Source organism: Streptomyces sp. NPDC012888, assembly GCF_042900645.1.
Taxonomy (GTDB): domain Bacteria; phylum Actinomycetota; class Actinomycetes; order Streptomycetales; family Streptomycetaceae; genus Streptomyces.
In genome coordinates, this window is sequence record NZ_JBIBBM010000002.1 from 150,472 (window position 1) to 171,054 (window position 20,583).

The following is a 20,583-nucleotide window of genomic DNA, read 5'->3' on the forward strand; positions in this document are numbered from 1 at the left end:
GCGCGGGTGACAGATGAGCGCAGGACGCTGGTGATCGCGTCCCACTGGGACGTCCGCGAGGCGAAGCAGGAGGACCGGCTGGTCCGGCTGGAGCCGTTCGCCGAGGAGTTGAGGGAGCTCCTGCTGGACCCGGTGCGGGGCGCCTGCGTGCCCGCCTCCGGGGACGGGCTGCTGCTGAACCCGGCGTCCGTGGCCGAGGTGAGCGAGGCCGTCGAGGAGGCGTTCGAAGGGGCCCAGGCGGTCGGCGCCTCCTTGCTGCTCGGCTTCCTCGGGCACGGGTACCAGGACCCCGGCAGCGGCGGTTTCCTGTTCCCGCTGCGCTCGACGCCGGCCGTGCCCGGCCCGGAGACGGCCTTCGACCTGGCCGGCGAGGTGGGCCGGCTGGCCGGGCGGTACGGCGGGGTGCGGGAGCTGACCGTCGTGGTGGACGGCTGCTTCTCCGGGCACGCCCTGCTGGGCGCCGCCCGCGGCTGGTTCAGCTCGGCGATGCTGGCCGGGCGCAGGATCGAGCTGCTGTCGTCCTCCGACGACCGGGTCTCGTACGACCTCCAGTTCTCACGGGTCCTCACCGGGCTGATCCGGCGCGGGGACGTCCGGCTCGACGTGTTCCTCGGGACGGGGGCCGTGCGCGGGGCGGTCGAGCGGCAGTTGCGGCGCCAGGTCCCGCAGGCCGCCTCGTACGACGGCGGCGCGGGCGGGCCGGAGGCCGGCGAGGACCCGTGGATCGCCCAGAACGTGGCGTACGACCCGCAGCTCAGCGTGCTCGCGTGGGGGCCCAACCACGACGTCCTGCTGAAGCCGCTCCACGACTTCCAGCCGCCCGCGGAGCTGGCGGCGATCGCCCGGCTCGTCGGCCGGCACCGGCTCGTGGCGGTGGTCGGCGGCATGGGCACGGGCAAGACGACGCTGGCGACCGCCCTGTGCCGGGCCGAGCTGCTGCCGCAGGACGAGGCCGACGCCGCGCCGGCGGTGTGCGCGGTCGTACGGCTCGACGAGCGGTGGACGTCCGGGAACCCCGTGCGGGACATGGCCGAACAGCTCGGCATCCACCTGCCGGGCTTCGAGGACGCGCGGAACACCTACCGGACGCGGGTGCCCGCGGCCGAGCGCGCCCTCCTGCCGAGCACGGTCGCCGAAGTCGGCGGCCCCCTGGGCCTGATGGAGGCACGCGGGCCGGTACGGGTCGTCCTTGACGGCATCGACCAGGTGACCGACCCGGCGAGCCGGGCGAGGATGATCGCGGAGCTCACGGCCCTGCGCGATGCCGCCCCGGACTGGTTCGGGCTGGTGGCCACCGTGCGGGAGGGGGTGCGCCTGCCGGAGGACTGGCACCGGGTGGCGATCGCGGCGCCCGACCGGGACCAGCTGGGCGCCTACCTGCGCTCCCAGCGCGTGCCGGCCGCGGCCCGGGAGGCGATCCTCACCAAGACGGAGGGGAACTGGCAGCTCACCCGCGTGCTGGCCCTCTACCGGGGTACGGCGGCGCGCATGATCGGCACCGGGTTCGCGGTGGTGTACCGGGCGGTGCTGGACCCGCTGCGGGACAAGGCGCCGGGCGGGAACGGCGCCTGGCTCGACGCGGTCCTGGTCGTCGTGGCGGCGTCGGGGGTGAACGTGGCGCTGCCGCGGCCGCTGCTCGACCGGGCGGCCGGGGAACTGGGCGGGCCGGGCGGCGGGGAGGCGGTCGGCCGGGTACTGGACCTGCTGGCGGGGCTGGTGGTGCGCTCGCCGGGGGCGGACGGCCCGAGCGGTACGGACGGCACGGACGGCACCGACGGCACGCACGACACCGGCGGCGCGGACGGCACCGACGCGACGGACGGGACGCCCGGCCCCCACGCGACCGAGCTCATCGGTGTCCACCACCCCTCGCTGATCGAGCACGTGGCGAACGAGCGGGACGTGGTGGAGGGTCATCGCGCCCTGTACCGGGCGCTGGAGATCATGGCCCCCATGGAACAGCACACCCCCGACGAGCCCCTGCACCGCTACGCCGAGCAGAGCGAACCGGAGCACCTGTGGCAGGCGGCGCTCGGCGCGCCCGACGAGAGCTCCGCCGAGGCTCTGCACGACCGGCTGCTCAGGAGCCTGGAGCTGCGCGCGGCCCCGGAGGCGACCGTGAACCGCGCCCGCTGGGAGACCTGGGCGGAGCGGCTCGCGGGCCGCCTCGGGCCCGAGTCCAGGGTGACCCTGCACGCACGGGCCAGGACGGCCTACTGGACGGGCAAGGCCGGGGCGTACCGGCGGTCCCGGGAGCTTTACCGGGAGCTGCTGCCCGACCAGCGCCGGGTGCTCGCCGCGGACGACCCGGAGCCCTTGGAGACCCGGGCCCGGATCGCGTACGCGACCGGGGAGGTGGGCGACTTCGCCGAGGCGCTGGAGCTGCACCGGGAGGTGCTGGCGGACCAGGTGCGCGTCCTGGGGCCGGACGATCCGCGGACCCTGGAGACCCGGCACCACATCGCGTACTGGACGGGCCGGGGCGGCGACCGGGCGGAGGCGCTGCGCCTGCACGAGGAGCTTCTGCCGGACCTGGAGCGGGTGCTGGGCCCGACGGACCGGGCCGTGCTCGAGGAGCGCCACTACATCGCCTACTGGCAGGGCATGCTGGGCCGCTACGACCGGGCCCTCGAGCTGCACGCCGTGCTGCTCCGGGACCGGATCGCGGTGTACGGCGAGGAACACGAGCAGATCTATTTCAGCCGGATGAACATCTGCAAGTTCCTGGGCGAGTCGGGGCGCCTGCGTGAGGCCCTGGACGGGTTCCGGGAGCTGCTGCCGCTGGCCACGCGGGTCCGCGGGGCGTACCACCCGAACACGTTCCTGGTGCGGCTGAACATCGCCCGTTTCACGTGGGAGTCGGGGGACGCCGTCGGCTCGCTGGCGCTGCACGAGGCGCTGCTGCGGGACCAGCGGGAGACGCTCGGCGACACCCACCCGGCCGTGATGATCACCCGGTACAACATCATCATGCTGGAGGCGGAGCTCGGCGCGGCCGGGGCGTCCCTCGCGAAGATCGACACGCTGCTGGAGGAGCGGCTGGAGCGGTACCGGAACCCGCTGCACCCGGAGGTGATCACGACGAGGTTCGGGCGGGCCCGGATCCTGGCACAGCTGGGCGACACGGCGGCGGCCGTGGCGCAGGTGCGGGAGGTGAGGGACGACCGGGCCCGGGTGCTGGGCGCGGACCACCCGGACACCCTGACCGCCCAGTCGGAACTGGACCGGCTGCTGGACGGTGGGCCGCTGCAGGGCTTCTGACGGTGTGTGGGGGCCGGGGCGGTGGTGCGACGGCTCGCCGATGGGAAATGATCGTCGGCATGACGCGCCCCCGCCTCCAGACCACCGAGTCGGCCGTCGTCGCGATTCGCGAGGTCGCGGACGAGCACCGGCTGACGATGACCGTCACCGACGACATCGGCGCGGACCGCACCTCTCGCCGCACCTCCGCCGCGCCCTTCGAGGTCCTCGACCCCGACGGCTCGCTCCCGCACGAGGCGTTCGTCGAGCTCACCGGCGCTCCGGCGGTCGAGGTCCGGCTCTACCCGGGGGACGACGCGCTGATCACGGTGGACCACGTCGAGTTCCACGACGTGCCGCGCGACGAGGTCCCCGCGTTCCTGCGCTCCGTGTACGGCGGACGGGCCCACACCAAGAGCAGGTTCTTCCCGCCGGGCGTGTGGCTGGTCGTGCCGCTGCCCGGCGGCACGACGTACCGGGAACCGGTCACCGGGCTGAACCCCAGCCCGTGGCTGCTGCGCGCCTCCCGTGACGCGTAGCCCTCACCCGGTCCGCACCAGCCGCACCGTCATCCGTCCGGGTCCTCCAGAGCGTCCTGTCCGACCGCCAGGTAGGTGTCCCTGGTCGCGGCTTCCGGGAATCCGTCGTCCGCTCCCTCGCCACCCGCGGGGTGAAGTCGGCGAGCCGGGCCCAGGAACTCGTCCCGCCCTCGGCGAACCCCGGCCGGACCGCACGGAGGTGGTCGTCGCGGCGGCGGTCCTGGAAGGCCCGGACGCGTTCCTGCAGTTCGGCGGCCTCCCGCTCCGACCGGGGACCGGCCTCGAGGCGGTCGGGCACGGGCAGGATGGGAACGACCTCCCGGAATTCGGCGGCCATCGCCGCCTGCTCGTGGGCGAGTTGCCGGCAGGCACCGAAGAGCCGCCGTGACATTCCGACGACCAGGTCGCTGCCCGGCGGCCTTCCGCGTCGCCCAACTCCTAGCCATCAACTGTGACATGTGAAATATTACCTGCGCTCCGACGGACCGACCCCTCATCGTCGAAAGGCTCGTCATCGTGCGCAGACTCGCAGCGGTGGGGACGGCGATATCGTTCGCCCTCCTCGCCGCCCCCGCGCTCGCCCCGGCGTTCGCCGCCGGTCCCCCGCCCGCGCCGCCGGGCGCCCCGTACGCCGTGACGGCCGGCGCGTCCCACGGCGAGCGGCACGCCGCCGCCCCGCCGCCCGCCCCGCTGGAACTCCAGCGGCAGGCGCTGCGCCGGCAGGCCCTGGAGGGGGTGGCCGCCGGACGCGGGCACGCCGAGGCCGACGGCACCCTCCCGCGGCGGGTCAAGGTCGGCAAGCGGTACGTGGAACTCGCCCAGGAGCGCAAGGACAAGGTCTTCGTGATCCTCGCCGAGTTCGGCGACCAGGTCGAGCCGAGGTACGGCGGCAGCCCCGGCCCGCGCCACAACACCATCGGCCGTCCCTCGCGCGAGGACAACCACACCATCTGGCGCAGGGACTTCGACCGCGCCTACTACCAGGAGCAGTTCTTCGGCACCGGCGCCGGCCGGGCCACCCTGCGCAACTACTACCGGCTCCAGTCCTCCGGGCGCTACGACATGGAGGGCCACGTCACCGACTGGGTGACCCTGCCCTTCAACGAGGCCCGCTACGGCACCGACGACTGCACCGAGTCCGGCCAGTGCCGCACCAACTGGGACATGATCAGGGACGCCTCCGACGCCTGGTACCGCGCCGAGCGCGCCAAGGGCCGCACCCCCGCGCAGATCCGGGCCCAGCTCGCCGAGTACGACGTGTGGGACCGTTACGACGCCGACCACGACGGGAACTTCGACGAGCCGGACGGCTACCTCGACCACCTGGTCGTCGTGCACGCCGGCAAGGACCAGACCTGGGGCGGCGGCGCCCAGGGCACCGACGCGGTGTGGGCGCACCGCTGGTTCGCGTACTGGGACCGGGCCGGCAGCGCGGGCCCCGAGGGCAACAAGGCCGGCGGCACGCCGGTCGGCGAGTCCGGGATCTGGGCGGGCGACTACCTCACCGCCGGGGAGAACAGCGGGGTCGGGCTCTTCGCGCACGAGTACGGGCACGACCTCGGGCTGCCGGACCTGTACAGCTCCGACGGCGACAACAGCGTCAACTACTGGTCGCTGATGTCCGCCGGCTCCTACCTGGGCCGGGGCCGCAACACCACCGGGGACTTCCCCGGGGACCTGGACCCGTGGAGCAAACTCCAGCTGGGCTGGCTGGAGTACACCGAGGCCGACGCCGGCCGGAAGACCCGCGCCGTGCTGGGCGTGTCCGGCTACAACACCGAGGACCCGCAGGCCCTGCTGGTGCACCTGCCGCCGTCGGTGACCCGCACCGACCTCACCGACCCGTACGAGGGCGCCAGCCAGTGGTGGAGCGGCACCGGTGACTACATGGACAACACCCTGACCCGCATCCTCGACCTGACGGGCACGGCGCCGGGCGCCGGACCGGTCCGGCTGGACGCCCGCGTCTGGTACGACATCGAGCAGGACTTCGACTTCCTGACGGTCGAGGCCTCGGCCGACGGCACCCGCTGGGAGACGCTGTCCGGCACCGTCGGCGGTACGGCGATCCCGGCGCGCGGCGTCAGCGGCAGCTCCGGCGGCTGGACCGAACTCGCCGTACCGCTCGACCGGTTCGCCGGGCAGCAGGTCCAACTGCGGCTGCGCGTGACCTCGGACGGCAACACCCACGGCAAGGGAGTCACCTTCGACGACGTCCGCGTCACCGCCGGCCCCGACGGCCGGGTGCTGCTGCGGGACGGCGCCGAGCAGGGCGCGGCAGGCTGGAGCGCGGTCAAGTGGACGCGCACCGGCGGCCGTACGGGCACGGCCGAGCACCCGCGCGCCTACCTCGTCGAGAACCGCCGGTACACCGGCTACGGCAGCTTCCTGAGGACCGGCCCGTACAACTTCGGCTTCGGCAACGACACCGTGGAGTTCTACCCCTACCAGCAGGGCGTGCTGGTCTGGCTGTGGGACACCGCCTACAGCGACAACACCACGAAGGCGCACCCGGGCGCCGGGATGCTGCTGCCCGTGGACGCGCGCCCGGAGCCGCTGCGGTACACGGACGGGACCCTGCTAAACGCCCGGGCGCAGACCTTCGACGCGCCGTTCTCGCTGCGTCCGAGCGACGCGATCGTGCTGCACCGGGCGGGCGTGCCGGTGCGGGTGCCGTCCCGGCCGGGGGTGGCGGTCTTCGACGACCGGCACGGCTCCTACTGGAACCCCGAACTGCCGCAGGTGGGCGTGCGGGTGCCGGACACCGGCACCCGGATCGCGGTGGTGAAGGAGGCGTCCGGCGGGGCGCTGACCACCGTCCAGGTGTCGCCCTCGCCCTGACGCCCGGCCCCGCGCCGAAGAGCTCTCCCCATGTCATGACATCCTGTGACCATCAGCTCGCCGGAATGGGACGGCGGTGTCCGGGGTTCCGCGGGTGACGGGGAAGGTTCATGAGGCTCTGCTTCCTGCTGGAAGAGCACTACCGCCGCGACGGCATGCCGGTGGAGGTGATCCGGAAGCTGCGGTCCTGGGGCCACCTGGTCGACGTGGTGCGCCCCGGGGGCTCCCTGCTGGACATGACCGCCGCGGTGACGGCCGGCGCCCACGACGCGTGGGTGCTCAAGACGGTGTCCGGCGGCCCCGGCCTGACCCTGTTGGAGGCCGCCGCCTCGGCCGGCCTCACCACCGTCAACGACGCCCGTTCCATCCGGGGGGTGCGGGACAAGGCCCTCGCCGCGGCCATCGGCCGCGCCGGGGGCCTGCCGCTGCCGCCGACCTGGGCGGCGGCCGAGCCCGCTCTGCTCCACGCCATACCGGAAGCCGAGTACCCGCTGGTCGTCAAGCCGGCCGACGGCAGTTCCGGCCGCGGCGTCCACCTCGTCCCCTCGCCGGAGCGGCTGCGCTCCCTGGGCCCTGAACTGGCCGAACTGGCCGGGCAGGGCCTGCTCATCGCGCAGCCCTACGTACCGAACACCGGCACCGACATCAAGGTGTACTGCGTGGCCGGCGAACTCCACGCCACCGAACGCCCCTCCCCGCTGCGGCCCGACCGGCCCCGGCGGGAGCGCCGGATCCCGGTGTCGGCGGAGATCGCGTCCATCGCCTACCGGGTGGGCGAGGTGTACGGGCTGGACCTGTACGGGCTCGACGTGCTGCTGGGCCCCGACGGGCCGGTGGTCGTCGACGTCAACGACTTCCCCAGCTTCCGCCAGGTGCCCGACGCGGCCGCGCGGGTAGCCCGGGCGGTACTGGGCCTGGCCGGCGAGCCGGTGGCGCGGGCCCCGCGGCAGCGCGACGCCGGGCCGGCAGGGCAGCGCGGCACCGGGCCGGTGGCGCGGCGCGACAGCGGCCCGGTGCGGCTGCCCGCGACGGCCGGTGACGGCCTGTGACCCGCCGGCACGTCGGCCTGGTCACCACCGACCCCGGGCACCCGCTGCTGGCCGCCACGGCCGCGCTGCTCGCCGCCGACGGGCACCGCGTCAGCGTCGTGGACCCGGTGCGGGACACGCGTACGCACGTACCGGACCCGACCGCGGTGTACTTGCTCAAGGCCCGTACGCCGGCCGCGCTGTCGCTCGCCCGGGCGCTGGAGCGGGCGGGGGCGACCGTCCTCAACTCGGCGGCGGCCACCGGCCTGTGCCAGGACCGTACGGCCATGGCCCGGACCGCCCTGGACGCCGGGCTGCCGTTCGCTCCGACCACGGCGGCCGGGTCGATCACGGACCTGGCGGCGGCCGGCGGGCCGGTGGTGACCGGCCCCACCGTGGTCAAGAGCCGGCACAGCCGCAAGCACGACCTGGTCGCCCGGGTGGACGGCGACGCGGGGCTGCGGGCGCTGGCGGAGGAGTGGCCGCGGGAGCCTGTGGTCCTCCAGGACCTGGCACCCGGCACCGGCTGGGACCACAAGCTGTGGTCGGTCGGCGGCCGGCTCTTCGCGGCCCTGCGCCGCTCCGAGCTCGGCCCCGGCGGCCGCGGCCCCACCCTCCCCCTCGCCCTGGACGAACTCCCGCCGGGATGGGCTGACTTGGTCCACGCCACGGGCGAGGCGTTCGGCCTCGACGTGTACGGAGTGGACCTCATCGACACGGGCGGGGGGCGACCGGTCGTGGTGGACGTCAACGCCTTCCCCGGCATCCGGGAACAGGCCGGGGCGCCGGAGGCCCTGGCCGCACTGGCCCTGAGGTCCCGGCCGGGACGGCCTTAGGCCGGGACGACCCTGGGCCGGGGCGGCGTCAGCCGCGTGGGACCACGGTCCGGAGGACCGAGGGCAGCGGGTACCAGTCCGCCGACACCACCGACGCGTGCCGGCCGGCCATCAGGGACAGGCGGGCGAGGGCCTCGGCCTCGGTGGGGCGCACGCCGTCGATGGCCGGGGCCACGCTGTGGGCGGAGGTGGCGACGACCAGGTAGTTGTTCCGGTGGTACCAGCCGGTGTCGATGGAGCCGGAGGCGTACGCGCTCGCGTCGCCGTCGAACACCACGAACCAGGGGCGGATCGAGGCGTCGGCGTAACGGTTGCGCGGGTCGCCCGCCTCGGCGCGGTTCACGGCGGGGAACGCGGCGGCCTGCCCGAGCCGGCCGGACGCGGCCAGGTCACGCAGGTGCGTGGCGTACTCGCGGTCGGTCCACAGCTTGTCGTTGGCGTTGCCCTGCTCCACAGTGCCGGGGATCAGCTCGACGATGAACTTCCCGGCGAGCGCCGCCCGGGACGGCCAGGCACCGGCCCGCGCGGCGGTGTCGAGGTCCCGGTGGCCGGCGGCCAGCTGCCCCGGACGGTAGAGGGCGTCGCCGAGCTTCGCGCCGAGCAGCGCGTCGAGTTCGGCGGGCCCGCGCCCGAGGTTGGCGGCGAACCCGTCCTTGAGTTCGAGCTTGAGGACGACGGGGCGGTGGCCGGGGTTCGCGTCGTGCCAGCTGCGGATGTCGGAGAGGCAGCCCGCGAGGTTCTGGTTGCGGGACTTGGTGCGGAGCTGGGCGGGGGTGGTGGCGTTCTCGCAGTTGTTGTCGTTGCCGAACGGGTTGTTGTGGGCGACCCGCCAGGAGCTGCCGAAGAAGTTGGTCCAGACGTCGATCTCGAGCATGGCGGCACCGGAGTCGAGGGCGTCCGCGAAGTAGGTGTACTTGGACTTCTCGTAGGCGTTGTGCACGCCGACGCCGGTGGTGGCGGCGTACGACAGGTCGGCGGCGGCGGACGCGGCGGCGCCGGCGGGCGCCCCGGCGCCGAGCAGCAGCGAGGCGGCTGCCGCACAGGCGACCGCCGCTCCTGTGATGCGGTTGCGCATGGCCATGCTGTCCGGCTCCCTTACTGGTGGGTAGTCAAGTCGCGGGCAGCGTAAGGGCGTTGGGTGAACCATGGCCAGGGGTGTGATGACGGTTCCGCGATCGGCACGTGTCCGGCCGACGCCGGCCGGCCCCTCGCCGGCGCCTTCGAGCCCGCCGGCCCCCGGCCGTCGCGCGCGGGTCCGTCCGGGCTGGGCGTGGCCCCCAGGCCCCGCGCCCCGAACGCCGGCGAGGCTGGACATGGGCCCGTCAGGGGCGCGGGGAACCGCGCGACCAGCCAGTCAGCCGGCCCGCAGGCACAGGGTCGGCCGCGCCCACGGGGTCAACGGGGCGGAGCCCGGTTTCGGGTAGGGCCGGGGCGGTGCGCCCGGAGGGGGTCGGCGGGGGGCGGGACCCGGGGAGCCGGGGTCGGGCGGGGGGACAGTAGAGTGCGGGGTCACCCCTTCGGCCCCGAGGACACGCGCGTGAGCTCCGCATCTACCCCCGTCTCGGTCGTCGGCCTCGGCGCAGACGGCTGGCCCGGCCTCGCCCCCGCCGCCCGGGCCGCGCTCCGGGCGGCCGAGGTGCTGGTCGGCGGCCCGCGCCAGCTGGACCTGCTGCCGGCCGAGGACTGCGCGGGCGAACGCATCCCGTGGCCCTCGCCGCTCCGGCCGGCCGTACCCGCCCTGATGCGCGAGCACGCCGGCCGCCGCATCGCGGTGCTCGCCAGCGGTGACCCCATGTTCTACGGGATCGGCCGCGCCCTCGCCGAGGAACTCGGCCCCGCCGCCCTGCTGGTCCACCCCCACCCGTCCTCCGTGTCGTACGCCTGCGCCCGCCTGGGCTGGCCGGTGGAGGACACCGAGGTGGTGACGGTGGTGGGCCGCCCCGTGGCGCGGCTGTCCGCCGCCCTGCACCACGGCCGCCGCGTACTGGTCCTCGCCCCGGGCCCCGGCTCCCCCGCCGAGATCGCCGCCCTGCTGCGCGAGCGCGGCTTCGGGCCCAGCCGGATGCGGGTGCTGGAACAGCTCGGCTCCGACCGGGAGCGTACGTACGACGGCACGGCGGACGGCTGGGCGCACGCCCCGGGCGACCCGCTGCACGTGGTCGCCGTGGAATGCCGCCGCGCGCCCGGCGCTCCGCGGCTCGGCGCCACCCCCGGCCTGCCGGACTCCGCGTACGAGCACGACGGCCAGCTGACCAAGCGGCACGTACGGGCGGCCACCCTCTGCGCGCTCGCCCCGGCCCCCGGCGAACTGCTGTGGGACATCGGCGGCGGCTCCGGTTCGATCGGCATCGAGTGGATGCGCACCCACCCGTCCTGCAGTGCGGTCACGGTGGAGCGGGTCGGGGAGCGGGCCGCGCGGATCGGCCGGAACGCGGCCGCGCTCGGCGTGCCCGGGCTGCGGGTCGTCGTAGGCGCCGCGCCGGCCGCGCTCGCCGGACTGCCCGCCCCCGACGCGGTGTTCGTCGGCGGCGGGCTGACCGCCCCCGGCCTCCTCGACGCGGTCTGGGCGGCGCTGCCGGGCGGCGGCCGGCTGGTGGTGAACACGGTGACCCTGGAGTCCGAGGCACTGCTCGGGCAGTGGCACCGGCGGCTCGGCGGGGACCTGGTGAAGCTCGCCGTGTCCCACGCCGTACCGGTCGGCGGTTTCACCGGCTGGCGCCAGGCCATGCCGGTCACCCAGTGGTCCGTGACCAAGGAAGAAGGGTCGGAGATCTGACATGACCGTGTACTTCATCGGGGCGGGCCCCGGCGCCGCCGACCTGATCACCCTGCGCGGCGCCCGCCGGCTGGCCGCCAGCCCCGTGTGCCTGTACGCGGGGAGCCTCGTGCCGGAGGAACTGCTCGCGGAGTGCCCCGAGGGCGCCCGGCTGGTCGACACCTCCCGGCTGGACCTGGACCGGATCGTCGCCGAGATGACGGCGGCGCACGAGGCCGGACTGGACGTGGCGCGGCTGCACTCGGGCGACCCGTCGGTGTTCAGCGCGGTCGCGGAGCAGATGCGCCGGCTGGACGCGGCCGGGATCCCGTACGAGGTGGTGCCGGGCGTGCCCGCGTTCGCCGCGGCCGCGGCCGCGCTGAAGCGGGAGCTGACGGTGCCCACGGTCGGGCAGACCGTCATCCTGACCCGGATCGCCCAGCAGGCCACCCCGATGCCGCCCGGCGAGGACCTGGCGACGCTGGGCCGCAGCGGGGCGCTGCTGGTACTGCACCTGGCGACCCGCTACGCGGACCGCGTGGTGGAGGAGCTGCTGCCGCACTACGGCGCCGACTGCCCGGCGGCGGTGGTCGCGATGGCCTCCCGGCCGGACGAGTTGGTGCTGCGCGGCACCCTGGCGGACATCGCCGGCCAGGTGAAGGCGGCGGGTCTGGTGCGGACGGCGGTCATCATCGTGGGGCGGACGCTGGGCGCGGAGCAGTTCCGCGACAGCCACCTGTACTCGCCGGAGCGCGACCGGCATGTCTGCTGAAGCGGGGGCGCACGTCCTGATCCTGGGCGGCACCACCGAGGCGCGCGGCCTGGCGGAGGCACTGGCGGCGCCCGGGACGGCGGTTCGGGTGACCAGCTCGCTGGCGGGCCGGGTGGCGAACCCGGTGCTGCCGCCGGGTGAGACCCGGGTCGGCGGCTTCGGCGGCCCGGAGGGGCTGGCGGCGTGGATCTCCGGGCACGGCGTGACGCACCTGGTGGACGCCACGCACCCCTTCGCGGACCGGATGAGCTTCCACGCCGCGGCCGCGGCCGCGGCGACCGGGGTGCCCCTGCTGGCGCTGCGCCGGCCGGCGTGGATTCCGGTGCCGGGCGACGACTGGCACCGGGTCCCCTCGCTCGCGGACGCCGCCCGCGTGCTGCCGGGGCTGGGGCGGCGGGCGTTCCTGACGACCGGCCGGATGGGCCTGTCGGCCTTCGCCCACCTGGACTCGGTGTGGTTCCTGGTGCGTTCGGTCGACCCGCCCGCGGGGCAGGTGCCGGCTCGCCTGGAAGTCCTGCTGGACCGGGGGCCGTTCGCGCTGGACGGGGAGCGGGAACTGCTGCGCCGGCACCGGGTGGACGTGCTGGTCACCAAGGACAGCGGCGGCTCGGCCACCGCGCCGAAGCTCGCCGCGGCCCGGGAGGCCGGCATCCCGGTGCTGGTCGTCGACCGCCCGCCGGTCCCGCCGGGCGTGCCGGTGGCGGAGTCGGTGGCGCAGGCCCTGGCCCACCTGCGCCCGTAGCGCCGACGCGCCCCCGACCACGCGGGGCTCCGCCCCACGCCTCAAACGCCGGCGAGGCCGGATGTGCCGGGCGACAGCCCGAAGCGCGGCCGCACCCCAAGCCCGAGCTGGGGGCACTTCCCAGCGGTAGCTGGGGGACGCTTGAGCGGGCCCAGCCGGAGCTCCGCCCAAGCACGTGGGGCGGTGCCCCGGGACCGGGCCGGGGTCCATGCGCCGGCGGGGCTAGTCCGGGTAGCGGCGCGGGGTCCAGGCGATGCTGGTGCCGTCGCCCCGCTCGGTGACCTGCGTCTGCGAGGAGCCGATCAGCAGGATCGTCCGCATGTCGACCTCGGACGGCTCCAGGGTGCCCAGCGTGAGCACCCGGACCGACTGCTCCGGGCCGCCCACGTCCCGGGCCACCACCACGGGGGTGTCCGCGCCGCGCAGCTCCACCAGGAGTTCGCGGGCCTTGGCCACCTGCCAGGTGCGGCTGCGGGAGCCCGGGTTGTAGAGGGCGAGGACGAGGTCGGCGGCGGAGGCGGCGCGCAGGCGTTCCGCGATGACCTCCCACGGCTTGAGCCGGTCGGAGAGGGAGATGGTCGCGTAGTCGTGGCCGAGCGGGGCGCCGGCCGCGGCGGCCGCCGCGTTGGCCGCCGTCACGCCGGGCAGGACCCGTACCGGGACGTCCTTGTAGGCGTCCTGGGAAGCCACCTCCAGTACGGCGGTGGCCATGGCGAACACACCGGGGTCGCCGCCCGAGACCACCGCGACCCGCTTGCCGCGGCGGGCCAGGTCCAGGGCGAACTCGGCGCGCTCGGACTCGACCTTGTTGTCGGAGCCGTGCCGGACCTGGCCCGGCCGGGACGGGACCCGGTCGAGGTAGGTGGTGTAGCCGATCAGCACCTCGGCGTCGGCCAAGGCCCGCTTGGTCTCGGGGGTCAGCCACAGCGGCCCGGCGGGGCCGGTGCCGACGACCGCGACCTCGCCGGGGCCGGTGCGCGCGGGCCGCCCGCCCGGGTTGCCGATCCGGCTCGGTACGACGGCGACCGCGAAGTACGGCACCGACTCGGGGTCGGTGTCGGCGAGGACGCCGGTCCGCTCGCCCTCCATGGTGGCGCGTTCCACGTACCGGGCCTCGGCCAGCCGGCCGGAGTCCTCCATGGCCCGGCGGACGGCCGGGAAGGTGCGGCCGAGCTTCATCACGACCGCCGAGTCGGTGGCGGCGAGGCGGGCGGTGAGCTCCTCCTCCGGCAGGGTGCCGGGCAGGATGGTCAGCACCTCCTCGCCCTCGACCAGCGGCGTCTGCAGCCGGGCGGCGGCGGCGCTCACGGACGTGACGCCGGGCACCACCTCGGTCTCGTACCGGCCGGCCAGCCGCTTGTGCATGTGCATGTACGAGCTGTAGAAGAGCGGGTCGCCCTCGGCGAGCACGGCGACGGTGCGTCCGGCGTCCAGGTGGGCGGCGAGCCGGGCGGCGGACTCCTCGTAGAACTCCTCCATCGCGCCCTGGTAGCCGCCCGGGTGGTCGGTGGTCTCCGTGGTGACGGGGTAGACCAGCGGCTCCTCGACGTGGTCGGCGCGCAGGTGCGCGGCGGCGATGGAGCGGGCGATGGAACGGCCGTGCCGGGCGGAGTGGTAGGCGACCACGTCCGCTTCGGCGATCACCTGCGCGGCGCGCAGGGTCATCAGGTTCGGGTCGCCGGGGCCGAGCCCCACTCCGTACAGGCGGCCCTTGGCCCGGTCGCTCATTCTTCCTCGCTCGCTATCGCGTTGACGGCGGCGGCCGCGATGGCACTGCCGCCACGCCTGCCGCGCACGATCAGGTGGTCCAGGCCCGAGTGGTGCTCGGCCAGGGCGTCCTTGGACTCGGCGGCGCCTATGAAGCCGACGGGCACGCCGATGACCGCGGCCGGGCGGGGGGCGCCTTCCTCGATCATCTCCAGCAGCCGGAACAGCGCGGTCGGCGCGTTCCCGACGGCCACCACGGACCCCTCCAACAGGCCGCGGTCGCGCCACAGTTCGAGGGCGGCGGCGCTGCGGGTGGTGCCCATCTTCGCGGCGAGGGCGGGGACGGCCGGGTCGGAGAGGGTGCACAGCACGTCGTTGTCGGCGGGCAGCCGCTTGCGGGTGACGCCGCTGGCGACCATCTGCACGTCGCAGAGGACCGGGGCGCCGGCGTGCAGCGCGGCTCGGGCGCGCAGCACCACCTCGTCGGTGTAGCCGAGGTCGCGGGTGAGGTCGGTCATCCCGCAGGCGTGGATCATGCGTACGGCGACCTGGGCGACGGAGGCGGGAAGCCCGGTGAGGTCCGCTTCGGCGCGGATCGTGGCAAAGGACTGGCGGTAGATCGCGGCGCCGTCCTTCTCGTACTCGAACACGGTGTTCTCGCTCATTTCCTGTCTGCGACGTCGGTGTCGGGGCGGGGTTCGGCGGGTTCGGCTGGTTCGCCGCGGGCGGCGCGGACGGCTCCGGCCAGGTCGCCGCCGTGAAGCACGTGTACGGGGGCCGGGGCCGGGTCCGGGGCGGGTGCGGACTCGGTCGCGGTCGTGGGCGCGGTCGCTGGCGCCGGTCCCGGGGCGCGGCCGACGCGGTACCCGTCGGCGGTGGCGACCACGTCCGCCCAGGCGCTGCCCCGGGGGTGCCCGCAGCGGCGCTCGCACCCGGACCAGTGCACGGGCAGCGGGCCGTCCGCCGCCTCCAGCAGGGCCCGGGCGTCGGCGCGCACGTCGGCCAGGGCCTTCGCGCAACCGGGGCGTCCGGTACAGGCGGTGACGGTCCGCCAGGGGCTGTCGCCGTCCAGCACGAGGCCGGCGGAGCGCAGCCGGGCGGGGCCGTCGAACGGCCGGGTGACCGGTGCCCCCCGGAGCACGACGGAGCGCCAGGGGGTGATGCGCAGCGGTCCGGCGGAGCGGTCGGCGACCTGGACGAGTTCCCGCCACTGCCCGGTGCTCAGGCGGCCGAGCGGAACGAGCGCGGTCAGGGTCTGGTGCCGGCTCGGGCGGCTGCCGCCCCACGGCGCGGGCGGCGGCGACCACGGCCAGGCCGGGTCCGCCACGGGGGTCGCGCCGATGTCGGCGGCTTCCAGTCGCGCGGCCAACTCGGTGTGATCGGGGGCGTGTTCGGCGGGGAGTTCGGCGACCCGCCAGGCGCCGGTCCCGGCCGCCGCGGCGGCGTCCAGGAAGTACTCGGCGGCCAGCAGTGCCGCGCGCGGGGCGTCGGCGGCGGATACGCGCACGGCTCCGGCGGCGGTCGTTCCCAGCCGGACGAGCGCGCCGGCGTACTCCTGCGCCGGACCGGTCCCGGACCGTTCGCCGAGGACCGTGACGTCCGGGTCGAGCGAGGACACGTCGCCGCTGCCGTCGTCGAGGGCGAACAGGAACCGGCCGGAGAGGGCGGCGACGCGGGCGTTCGCGCAGAGCAGCCGGTCGAGCTCGGCGATCCACGGCTCGACGGCGTGCGTGGCGCTGGCGACGACGTTGCGGATCCGCTCGTGGCCGGGCGCGGGCAGCAGGCCCGCGGAGTCCAGCAGCCGGGCCAGGCCGTCGCCGCACCGCTCGGCCAGGCCGCGGAGTTGGACGTTGCCGCGGGAGGTGAGTTCCAGGTGCCCGTCACCGAACCGGTCGGCGGCCAGGCCGAGCACGGAGGCCTGGTGCGGGGTGAGCATGCCGCCCGGGATCCGGACGCGCGCGAGGTACCCGTCGTCCGCCGCGTGCAGCCGCAGCGCACCGGGGCAGGCGTCACCGCGGTCCCGTATGACGGTTTCGTCCCGGGATGCGGCGGAGGGGGGCGGTGGCATGGCGGCGAGCATACCCACGATTCTGCGGCTCCGGCCTGTGGCCGTCACCACCCCCGGCGGCCCGGCGCAGCCGGTTCGGCCTGCGACAACCCGCCCTCCCGCGCGCCGGGGAGGGCCCATTAGGATGACCGTCGGCGGGCCGCCTGGCCCGTCGTCGCCAGGACGGCGACATGGGAGGAAGCCCGGTGAGACTCCGGCGCGGTCCCGCCACTGTGAGTCCGGTGGCAGCCGGTGACGGCTGCGCCGGGCGAGTCAGGAACTCCCGCCGTCCGCACTGCCCGGGGCGCGGAAACCCCGAGGAAGGCCTGCCGTCGCATGATCCTGCTGCTGTCGACGTCCGACACCGATCTGCTGAGCGCCCGTGCCGCGGACGGCCCGGTTCCGTACCGGTTCGCCAACCCTTCCCGGCTCCCCCTCGACGACCTGCCCGCCCTGCTGGACGGCGTGGACCTGGTGGTCGTGCGCCTGCTCGGCGGTCTGCGCGCCTGGCAGGAGGGCCTCGACGTGCTCCTCGCCGAGGGCCAGACCCGCCCGGTGGTGGTGCTGACCGGCGAACAGGCCCCGGACGCCCAGCTGATGGAGGCCTCGACGGTCCCCATCGGCATCGCGGCCGAGGCGCACGCCTACCTCGCGCACGGCGGGCCCGCCAACCTGGAGCAGCTCGCCCGCTTCCTGTCCGACACCGTGCTGCTGACCGGCCACGGCTTCGAGCCGCCCGCCGCCGCGCCGACCTGGGGACACCTGGAGCGGACCCCCGTCCGGGCCTACGGTCCGCGCATCGCGGTGCTCTTCTACCGGGCCCACCGGATGAGCGGCAACACCGCCTTCGTGCACGCCCTGTGCGACGCGATCACCGAGGCCGGCGGCACGCCCGCGCCGCTGTACGTGTCCTCGCTGCGCAACCCGGAACCGGAGCTGCTGGCCGAACTGGAGGGCGCCGACGCGATCGTGACCACGGTCCTCGCGGCCGGCGGCACCCGCCCCGCGGACGCCTCCGCCGGCGGTGACGACGAGTCGTGGGACGCGGGTGCGCTCGCCGCGCTCGACGTGCCCATCCTCCAGGCGCTGTGCCTGACCGGTCCGCGCAGCGCGTGGGAGGAGAGCGACGAGGGCCTGTCCCCGCTGGACGCGGCCAGCCAGGTGGCCGTACCGGAGTTCGACGGCCGCCTGATCACCGTTCCGTTCTCCTTCAAGGAGATCGACGCGGACGGCCTCCCCTCCTACGTCGCCGACCCCGAGCGGGCCGCCCGGGTGGCCGGGATCGCGGTGCGCCACGCCCGCCTGCGGCACACCCCGAACGCGCGGAAGCGGATCGCGCTGGTGCTGTCCGCCTACCCGACCAAGCACTCCCGGATCGGCAACGCGGTCGGCCTGGACACCCCGGCCTCCGCGGTCGCGCTGCTGCGCCGGCTCATCGACGAGGGCTACGACTTCGGGCCGGTCGAGGAGATCCCCGGCCTGGTCTCCGGCGACGGCGACGAGCTGATCCGCGCCCTGATCGAGGCCGGCGGCCACGACCAGGACTGGCTGACCGAGGAGCAGCTGGCGCGGAACCCCGTCCGCATCCCGGCCGCCGACTACCGGCGGTGGTACGGGCAGCTGCCCGCCGCGCTCCGCGAGGACGTCGAGGAGCACTGGGGCCCGGCGCCCGGCGAGATGTTCCTGGACCGGACGCACAACCCGGACGGCGACATCGTGCTCGCGGCCCTGCGCCGCGGGAACCTGCTCATCCTCATCCAGCCGCCGCGCGGCTTCGGCGAGAACCCGATCGCGATCTACCACGACCCGGACCTGCCGCCCTCCCACCACTACCTGGCCGCCTACCGCTGGATCCAGGCCGCCGCGGCCGACGGCGGTTTCGGCGCCGACGCCATGATCCACCTGGGCAAGCACGGCAACCTGGAGTGGCTGCCGGGCAAGAACGCCGGCCTGTCGGCCGCCTGCGCGCCGGACGCCGCCCTCGGCGACCTGCCGCTGGTCTACCCGTTCCTCGTCAACGACCCGGGCGAAGGCACCCAGGCCAAGCGCCGGGTGCACGCCACCCTGGTCGACCACCTGGTGCCGCCGATGGCGCGCGCCGACTCGTACGGGGACATCGCCCGCCTGGAGCAGCACCTCGACGAGTACGCCCAGATCTCCTCCATGGACCCGGCCAAGCTGCCGGCGATCCGGGCGCAGATCTGGACCCTGATCCAGGCCGCGAAGCTGGACCACGACCTGGGTCTGGAGGAGCGCCCGGACGACGACGGGTTCGACGACTTCCTGCTGCACGTCGACGGCTGGCTGTGCGAGGTCAAGGACGCCCAGATCCGCGACGGCCTGCACGTCCTCGGCGGCGCCCCGACCGGCCCGGAGCGGATCAACCTGGTGCTGGCGATCCTGCGCGCCCGTCAGATCTGGGGCGGTACGACCGCCCTGCCCGGCCTGCGCGAGGCCCTCGGCCTGGACGAGTCCAAGGCCACCCTCACCTCCGCCGACGAGGCGGAGGAGCAGGCCCGCGCGCTGGTCGAGGCGATGGAGGCGGCGGGCTGGGACGTGGCAGCGGTCGAGGAGGTCGCGTCCGGCCACGGGCGGGAGGTCCACGACGTGCTGCGGTTCGCCGCGACCGAGGTGGTGCCGCGGCTGGCCGGCACCACCGACGAACTGGCGCACGCCGTGCACGCCCTGAACGGCGGCTTCGTGCCGGCCGGCCCGTCCGGCTCGCCGCTGCGCGGGCTGGTCAACGTCCTGCCGACCGGCCGGAACTTCTACTCGGTCGACCCCAAGGCGGTGCCCTCGCGGCTGGCCTGGGAGACCGGACAGGCCCTCGCCGACTCGCTGCTGGAGCGCTACCGCACCGACAACGGCGAGTGGCCGGCCTCGGTGGGCCTGTCCCTGTGGGGCACCAGCGCCATGCGCACCGCGGGCGACGACGTCGCCGAGGCGCTCGCCCTGCTGGGCGTCCGCCCGGTGTGGGACGAGGCCTCCCGCCGGGTCACCGGCCTGGAGCCGGTCCCGCTCGCCGAGCTGGGCCGCCCCCGCATCGACGTAACGCTGCGCATCTCGGGCTTCTTCCGGGACGCCTTCCCGCACGTCATCGGGCTGCTGGACGACGCGGTACGGCTGGCCGCCTCGCTGGACGAGCCCGCCGCGGACAACTTCGTACGGGCGCACGCCCAGGCCGACCTGGCCGAGCACGGGGACGAACGCCGGGCCACCACCCGTATCTTCGGCTCCCGGCCGGGCACGTACGGCGCGGGCATCCTCCAGCTGATCGACAGCCGGGACTGGCGCACCGACGCCGACCTCGCCGAGGTGTACACGGTGTGGGGCGGCTACGCGTACGGGCGCGGCCTGGAGGGCCGTCCGGCCCGCGCCGAGATGGAGTCGGCGTACAAGCGGATCACGGTGGCCGCGAAGAACACCGACACCCGCGAGCACGACATCGCCGACTCGGACGACTACTTCCAGTACCACGGCGGCATGGTGGCCACGGTGCGGGCGCTGCGCGGCACCGCGCCGGAGGCGTACATCGGCGACTCGACGCGCCCGGAGACGGTCCGCACCCGCACGCTGGTGGAGGAGACCTCCCGGGTGTTCCGGGCGCGGGTGGTCAACCCGAAGTGGATCGAGGCGATGCGCCGCCACGGCTACAAGGGCGCGTTCGAGCTGGCGGCGACCGTGGACTACCTGTTCGGGTACGACGCGACCACGGGCGTCATCGCGGACTGGATGTACGACAAGCTGACCGAGACGTACGTGCTGGACCCGGAGAACCAGGCCTTCCTGAAGGAGGCCAACCCGTGGGCGCTGCACGGCATCGCGGAGCGCCTCCTGGAGGCCGAGTCCCGCGGCCTGTGGGAGAAGCCGGACCCGAAGGTGCTGGAGGCCCTGCGCGAGGTCTACCTCGACACGGAGGGCAGCCTGGAGGGCGAGACGGAGTAGCGGCGGCGCGCCGGCGCGCCGCTGGTGGTGCCCTGCTACCCGTCGCCGGGTGGCAGGGCACCGTCGCGTGAGGGGGCGTCAGCGGCACCGCGGCACGGGTGCGCGGGGCGGCGCCCGTGCCCGGGGTCGCG

The 20,583-nt window shown here is 75.2% G+C and carries 13 protein-coding genes and 1 riboswitch; of the genes, 9 read left to right on the plus strand and 4 right to left on the minus strand.

Annotation, left to right across the window (positions count from 1 at the left end; all coding sequences use genetic code 11):
• The first annotated feature begins 6 nt into the window (after positions 1-6).
• The 5 genes from ACFY61_RS03180 to ACFY61_RS03200 all read left to right on the plus strand — a co-directional run bounded on the left by ACFY61_RS03180 (position 7) and on the right by ACFY61_RS03200 (position 8,484).
• The gene (locus tag ACFY61_RS03180) at positions 7-3,261 is read left to right on the plus strand and encodes a tetratricopeptide repeat protein (protein ID WP_389466269.1); all 3,255 of its coding nucleotides are present in this window, start codon (positions 7-9) and stop codon (positions 3,259-3,261) included.
• 59 nt (positions 3,262-3,320) lie between these two features.
• The gene (locus ACFY61_RS03185) at positions 3,321-3,779 is read left to right on the plus strand and encodes a hypothetical protein (protein ID WP_389466271.1); all 459 of its coding nucleotides are present in this window, start codon (positions 3,321-3,323) and stop codon (positions 3,777-3,779) included.
• A 516-nt stretch (positions 3,780-4,295) separates the two neighbouring features.
• Positions 4,296-6,620: an immune inhibitor A domain-containing protein gene (locus ACFY61_RS03190; protein ID WP_389466273.1), complete on the plus strand. Its 2,325-nt coding sequence runs from the start codon at positions 4,296-4,298 to the stop codon at positions 6,618-6,620.
• A gap of 110 nt (positions 6,621-6,730) precedes the next feature.
• Positions 6,731-7,669, plus strand: coding sequence for a RimK family alpha-L-glutamate ligase (locus ACFY61_RS03195; protein ID WP_389466276.1), 939 nt, complete (start codon positions 6,731-6,733; stop codon positions 7,667-7,669).
• Positions 7,666-8,484 (plus strand): RimK family alpha-L-glutamate ligase, encoded by an 819-nt coding sequence (locus ACFY61_RS03200; RefSeq protein ID WP_389466279.1) that lies wholly within the window; start codon positions 7,666-7,668, stop codon positions 8,482-8,484. The genes ACFY61_RS03195 and ACFY61_RS03200 overlap by 4 nt, the downstream gene beginning before the upstream one ends.
• A 28-nt stretch (positions 8,485-8,512) precedes the next feature.
• On the opposite strand, the gene ACFY61_RS03205 is transcribed toward ACFY61_RS03200, so the two are convergent.
• Positions 8,513-9,565: a phosphatidylinositol-specific phospholipase C domain-containing protein gene (locus ACFY61_RS03205; protein ID WP_389466281.1), complete on the minus strand. Its 1,053-nt coding sequence runs from the start codon at positions 9,563-9,565 to the stop codon at positions 8,513-8,515.
• A 456-nt stretch (positions 9,566-10,021) separates the two neighbouring features.
• Between ACFY61_RS03205 and cbiE the strand changes: the two genes are divergently transcribed.
• From cbiE to ACFY61_RS03220, 3 genes are read left to right on the plus strand one after another with little or no spacing between them, the layout of a single operon-like run.
• Complete coding sequence (gene cbiE, locus ACFY61_RS03210) at positions 10,022-11,260, plus strand: precorrin-6y C5,15-methyltransferase (decarboxylating) subunit CbiE (RefSeq protein WP_389466283.1); 1,239 nt, start codon at positions 10,022-10,024, stop codon at positions 11,258-11,260.
• Position 11,261: 1 nt separating this feature from the next.
• Complete coding sequence (cobM, locus tag ACFY61_RS03215) at positions 11,262-12,011, plus strand: precorrin-4 C(11)-methyltransferase (RefSeq protein ID WP_389466286.1); 750 nt, start codon at positions 11,262-11,264, stop codon at positions 12,009-12,011.
• Positions 12,001-12,753, plus strand: a complete 753-nt coding sequence (locus ACFY61_RS03220) for a cobalt-precorrin-6A reductase (protein ID WP_389466288.1) — start codon at positions 12,001-12,003, stop codon at positions 12,751-12,753. The genes cobM and ACFY61_RS03220 overlap by 11 nt, the downstream gene beginning before the upstream one ends.
• A gap of 222 nt (positions 12,754-12,975) precedes the next feature.
• Here the strand turns inward: ACFY61_RS03220 and ACFY61_RS03225 are convergent, their stop codons facing one another.
• Genes ACFY61_RS03225 through ACFY61_RS03235 form a run of 3 tightly spaced genes read right to left on the minus strand, consistent with a single transcriptional unit; the run spans position 12,976 to position 16,528 of the window.
• On the minus strand, positions 12,976-14,481 hold the full coding sequence (locus tag ACFY61_RS03225) for a precorrin-2 C(20)-methyltransferase (protein ID WP_389466291.1): 1,506 nt from the start codon (positions 14,479-14,481) through the stop codon (positions 12,976-12,978).
• The gene (locus tag ACFY61_RS03230; RefSeq protein WP_389466294.1) at positions 14,478-15,125 is read right to left on the minus strand and encodes a precorrin-8X methylmutase; all 648 of its coding nucleotides are present in this window, start codon (positions 15,123-15,125) and stop codon (positions 14,478-14,480) included. Before ACFY61_RS03230 ends, ACFY61_RS03225 begins: the two co-directional genes overlap by 4 nt.
• A complete protein-coding gene (locus ACFY61_RS03235; RefSeq protein ID WP_389466296.1) occupies positions 15,122-16,528 on the minus strand; it encodes a cobalamin biosynthesis protein CobG in 1,407 nt (468 codons plus the stop codon). Before ACFY61_RS03235 ends, ACFY61_RS03230 begins: the two co-directional genes overlap by 4 nt.
• 174 nt (positions 16,529-16,702) lie before the next feature.
• A riboswitch (cobalamin riboswitch) is annotated at positions 16,703-16,790 on the plus strand.
• Between the two features lie 53 nt (positions 16,791-16,843).
• Between ACFY61_RS03235 and cobN the strand changes: the two genes are divergently transcribed.
• Positions 16,844-20,452 carry a cobaltochelatase subunit CobN gene (gene cobN, locus ACFY61_RS03240; RefSeq protein WP_389466299.1) on the plus strand — a complete coding sequence of 1,203 codons (3,609 nt, stop codon included), beginning with the start codon at positions 16,844-16,846 and terminating at the stop codon, positions 20,450-20,452.
• Positions 20,453-20,583: the final 131 nt, after the last annotated feature.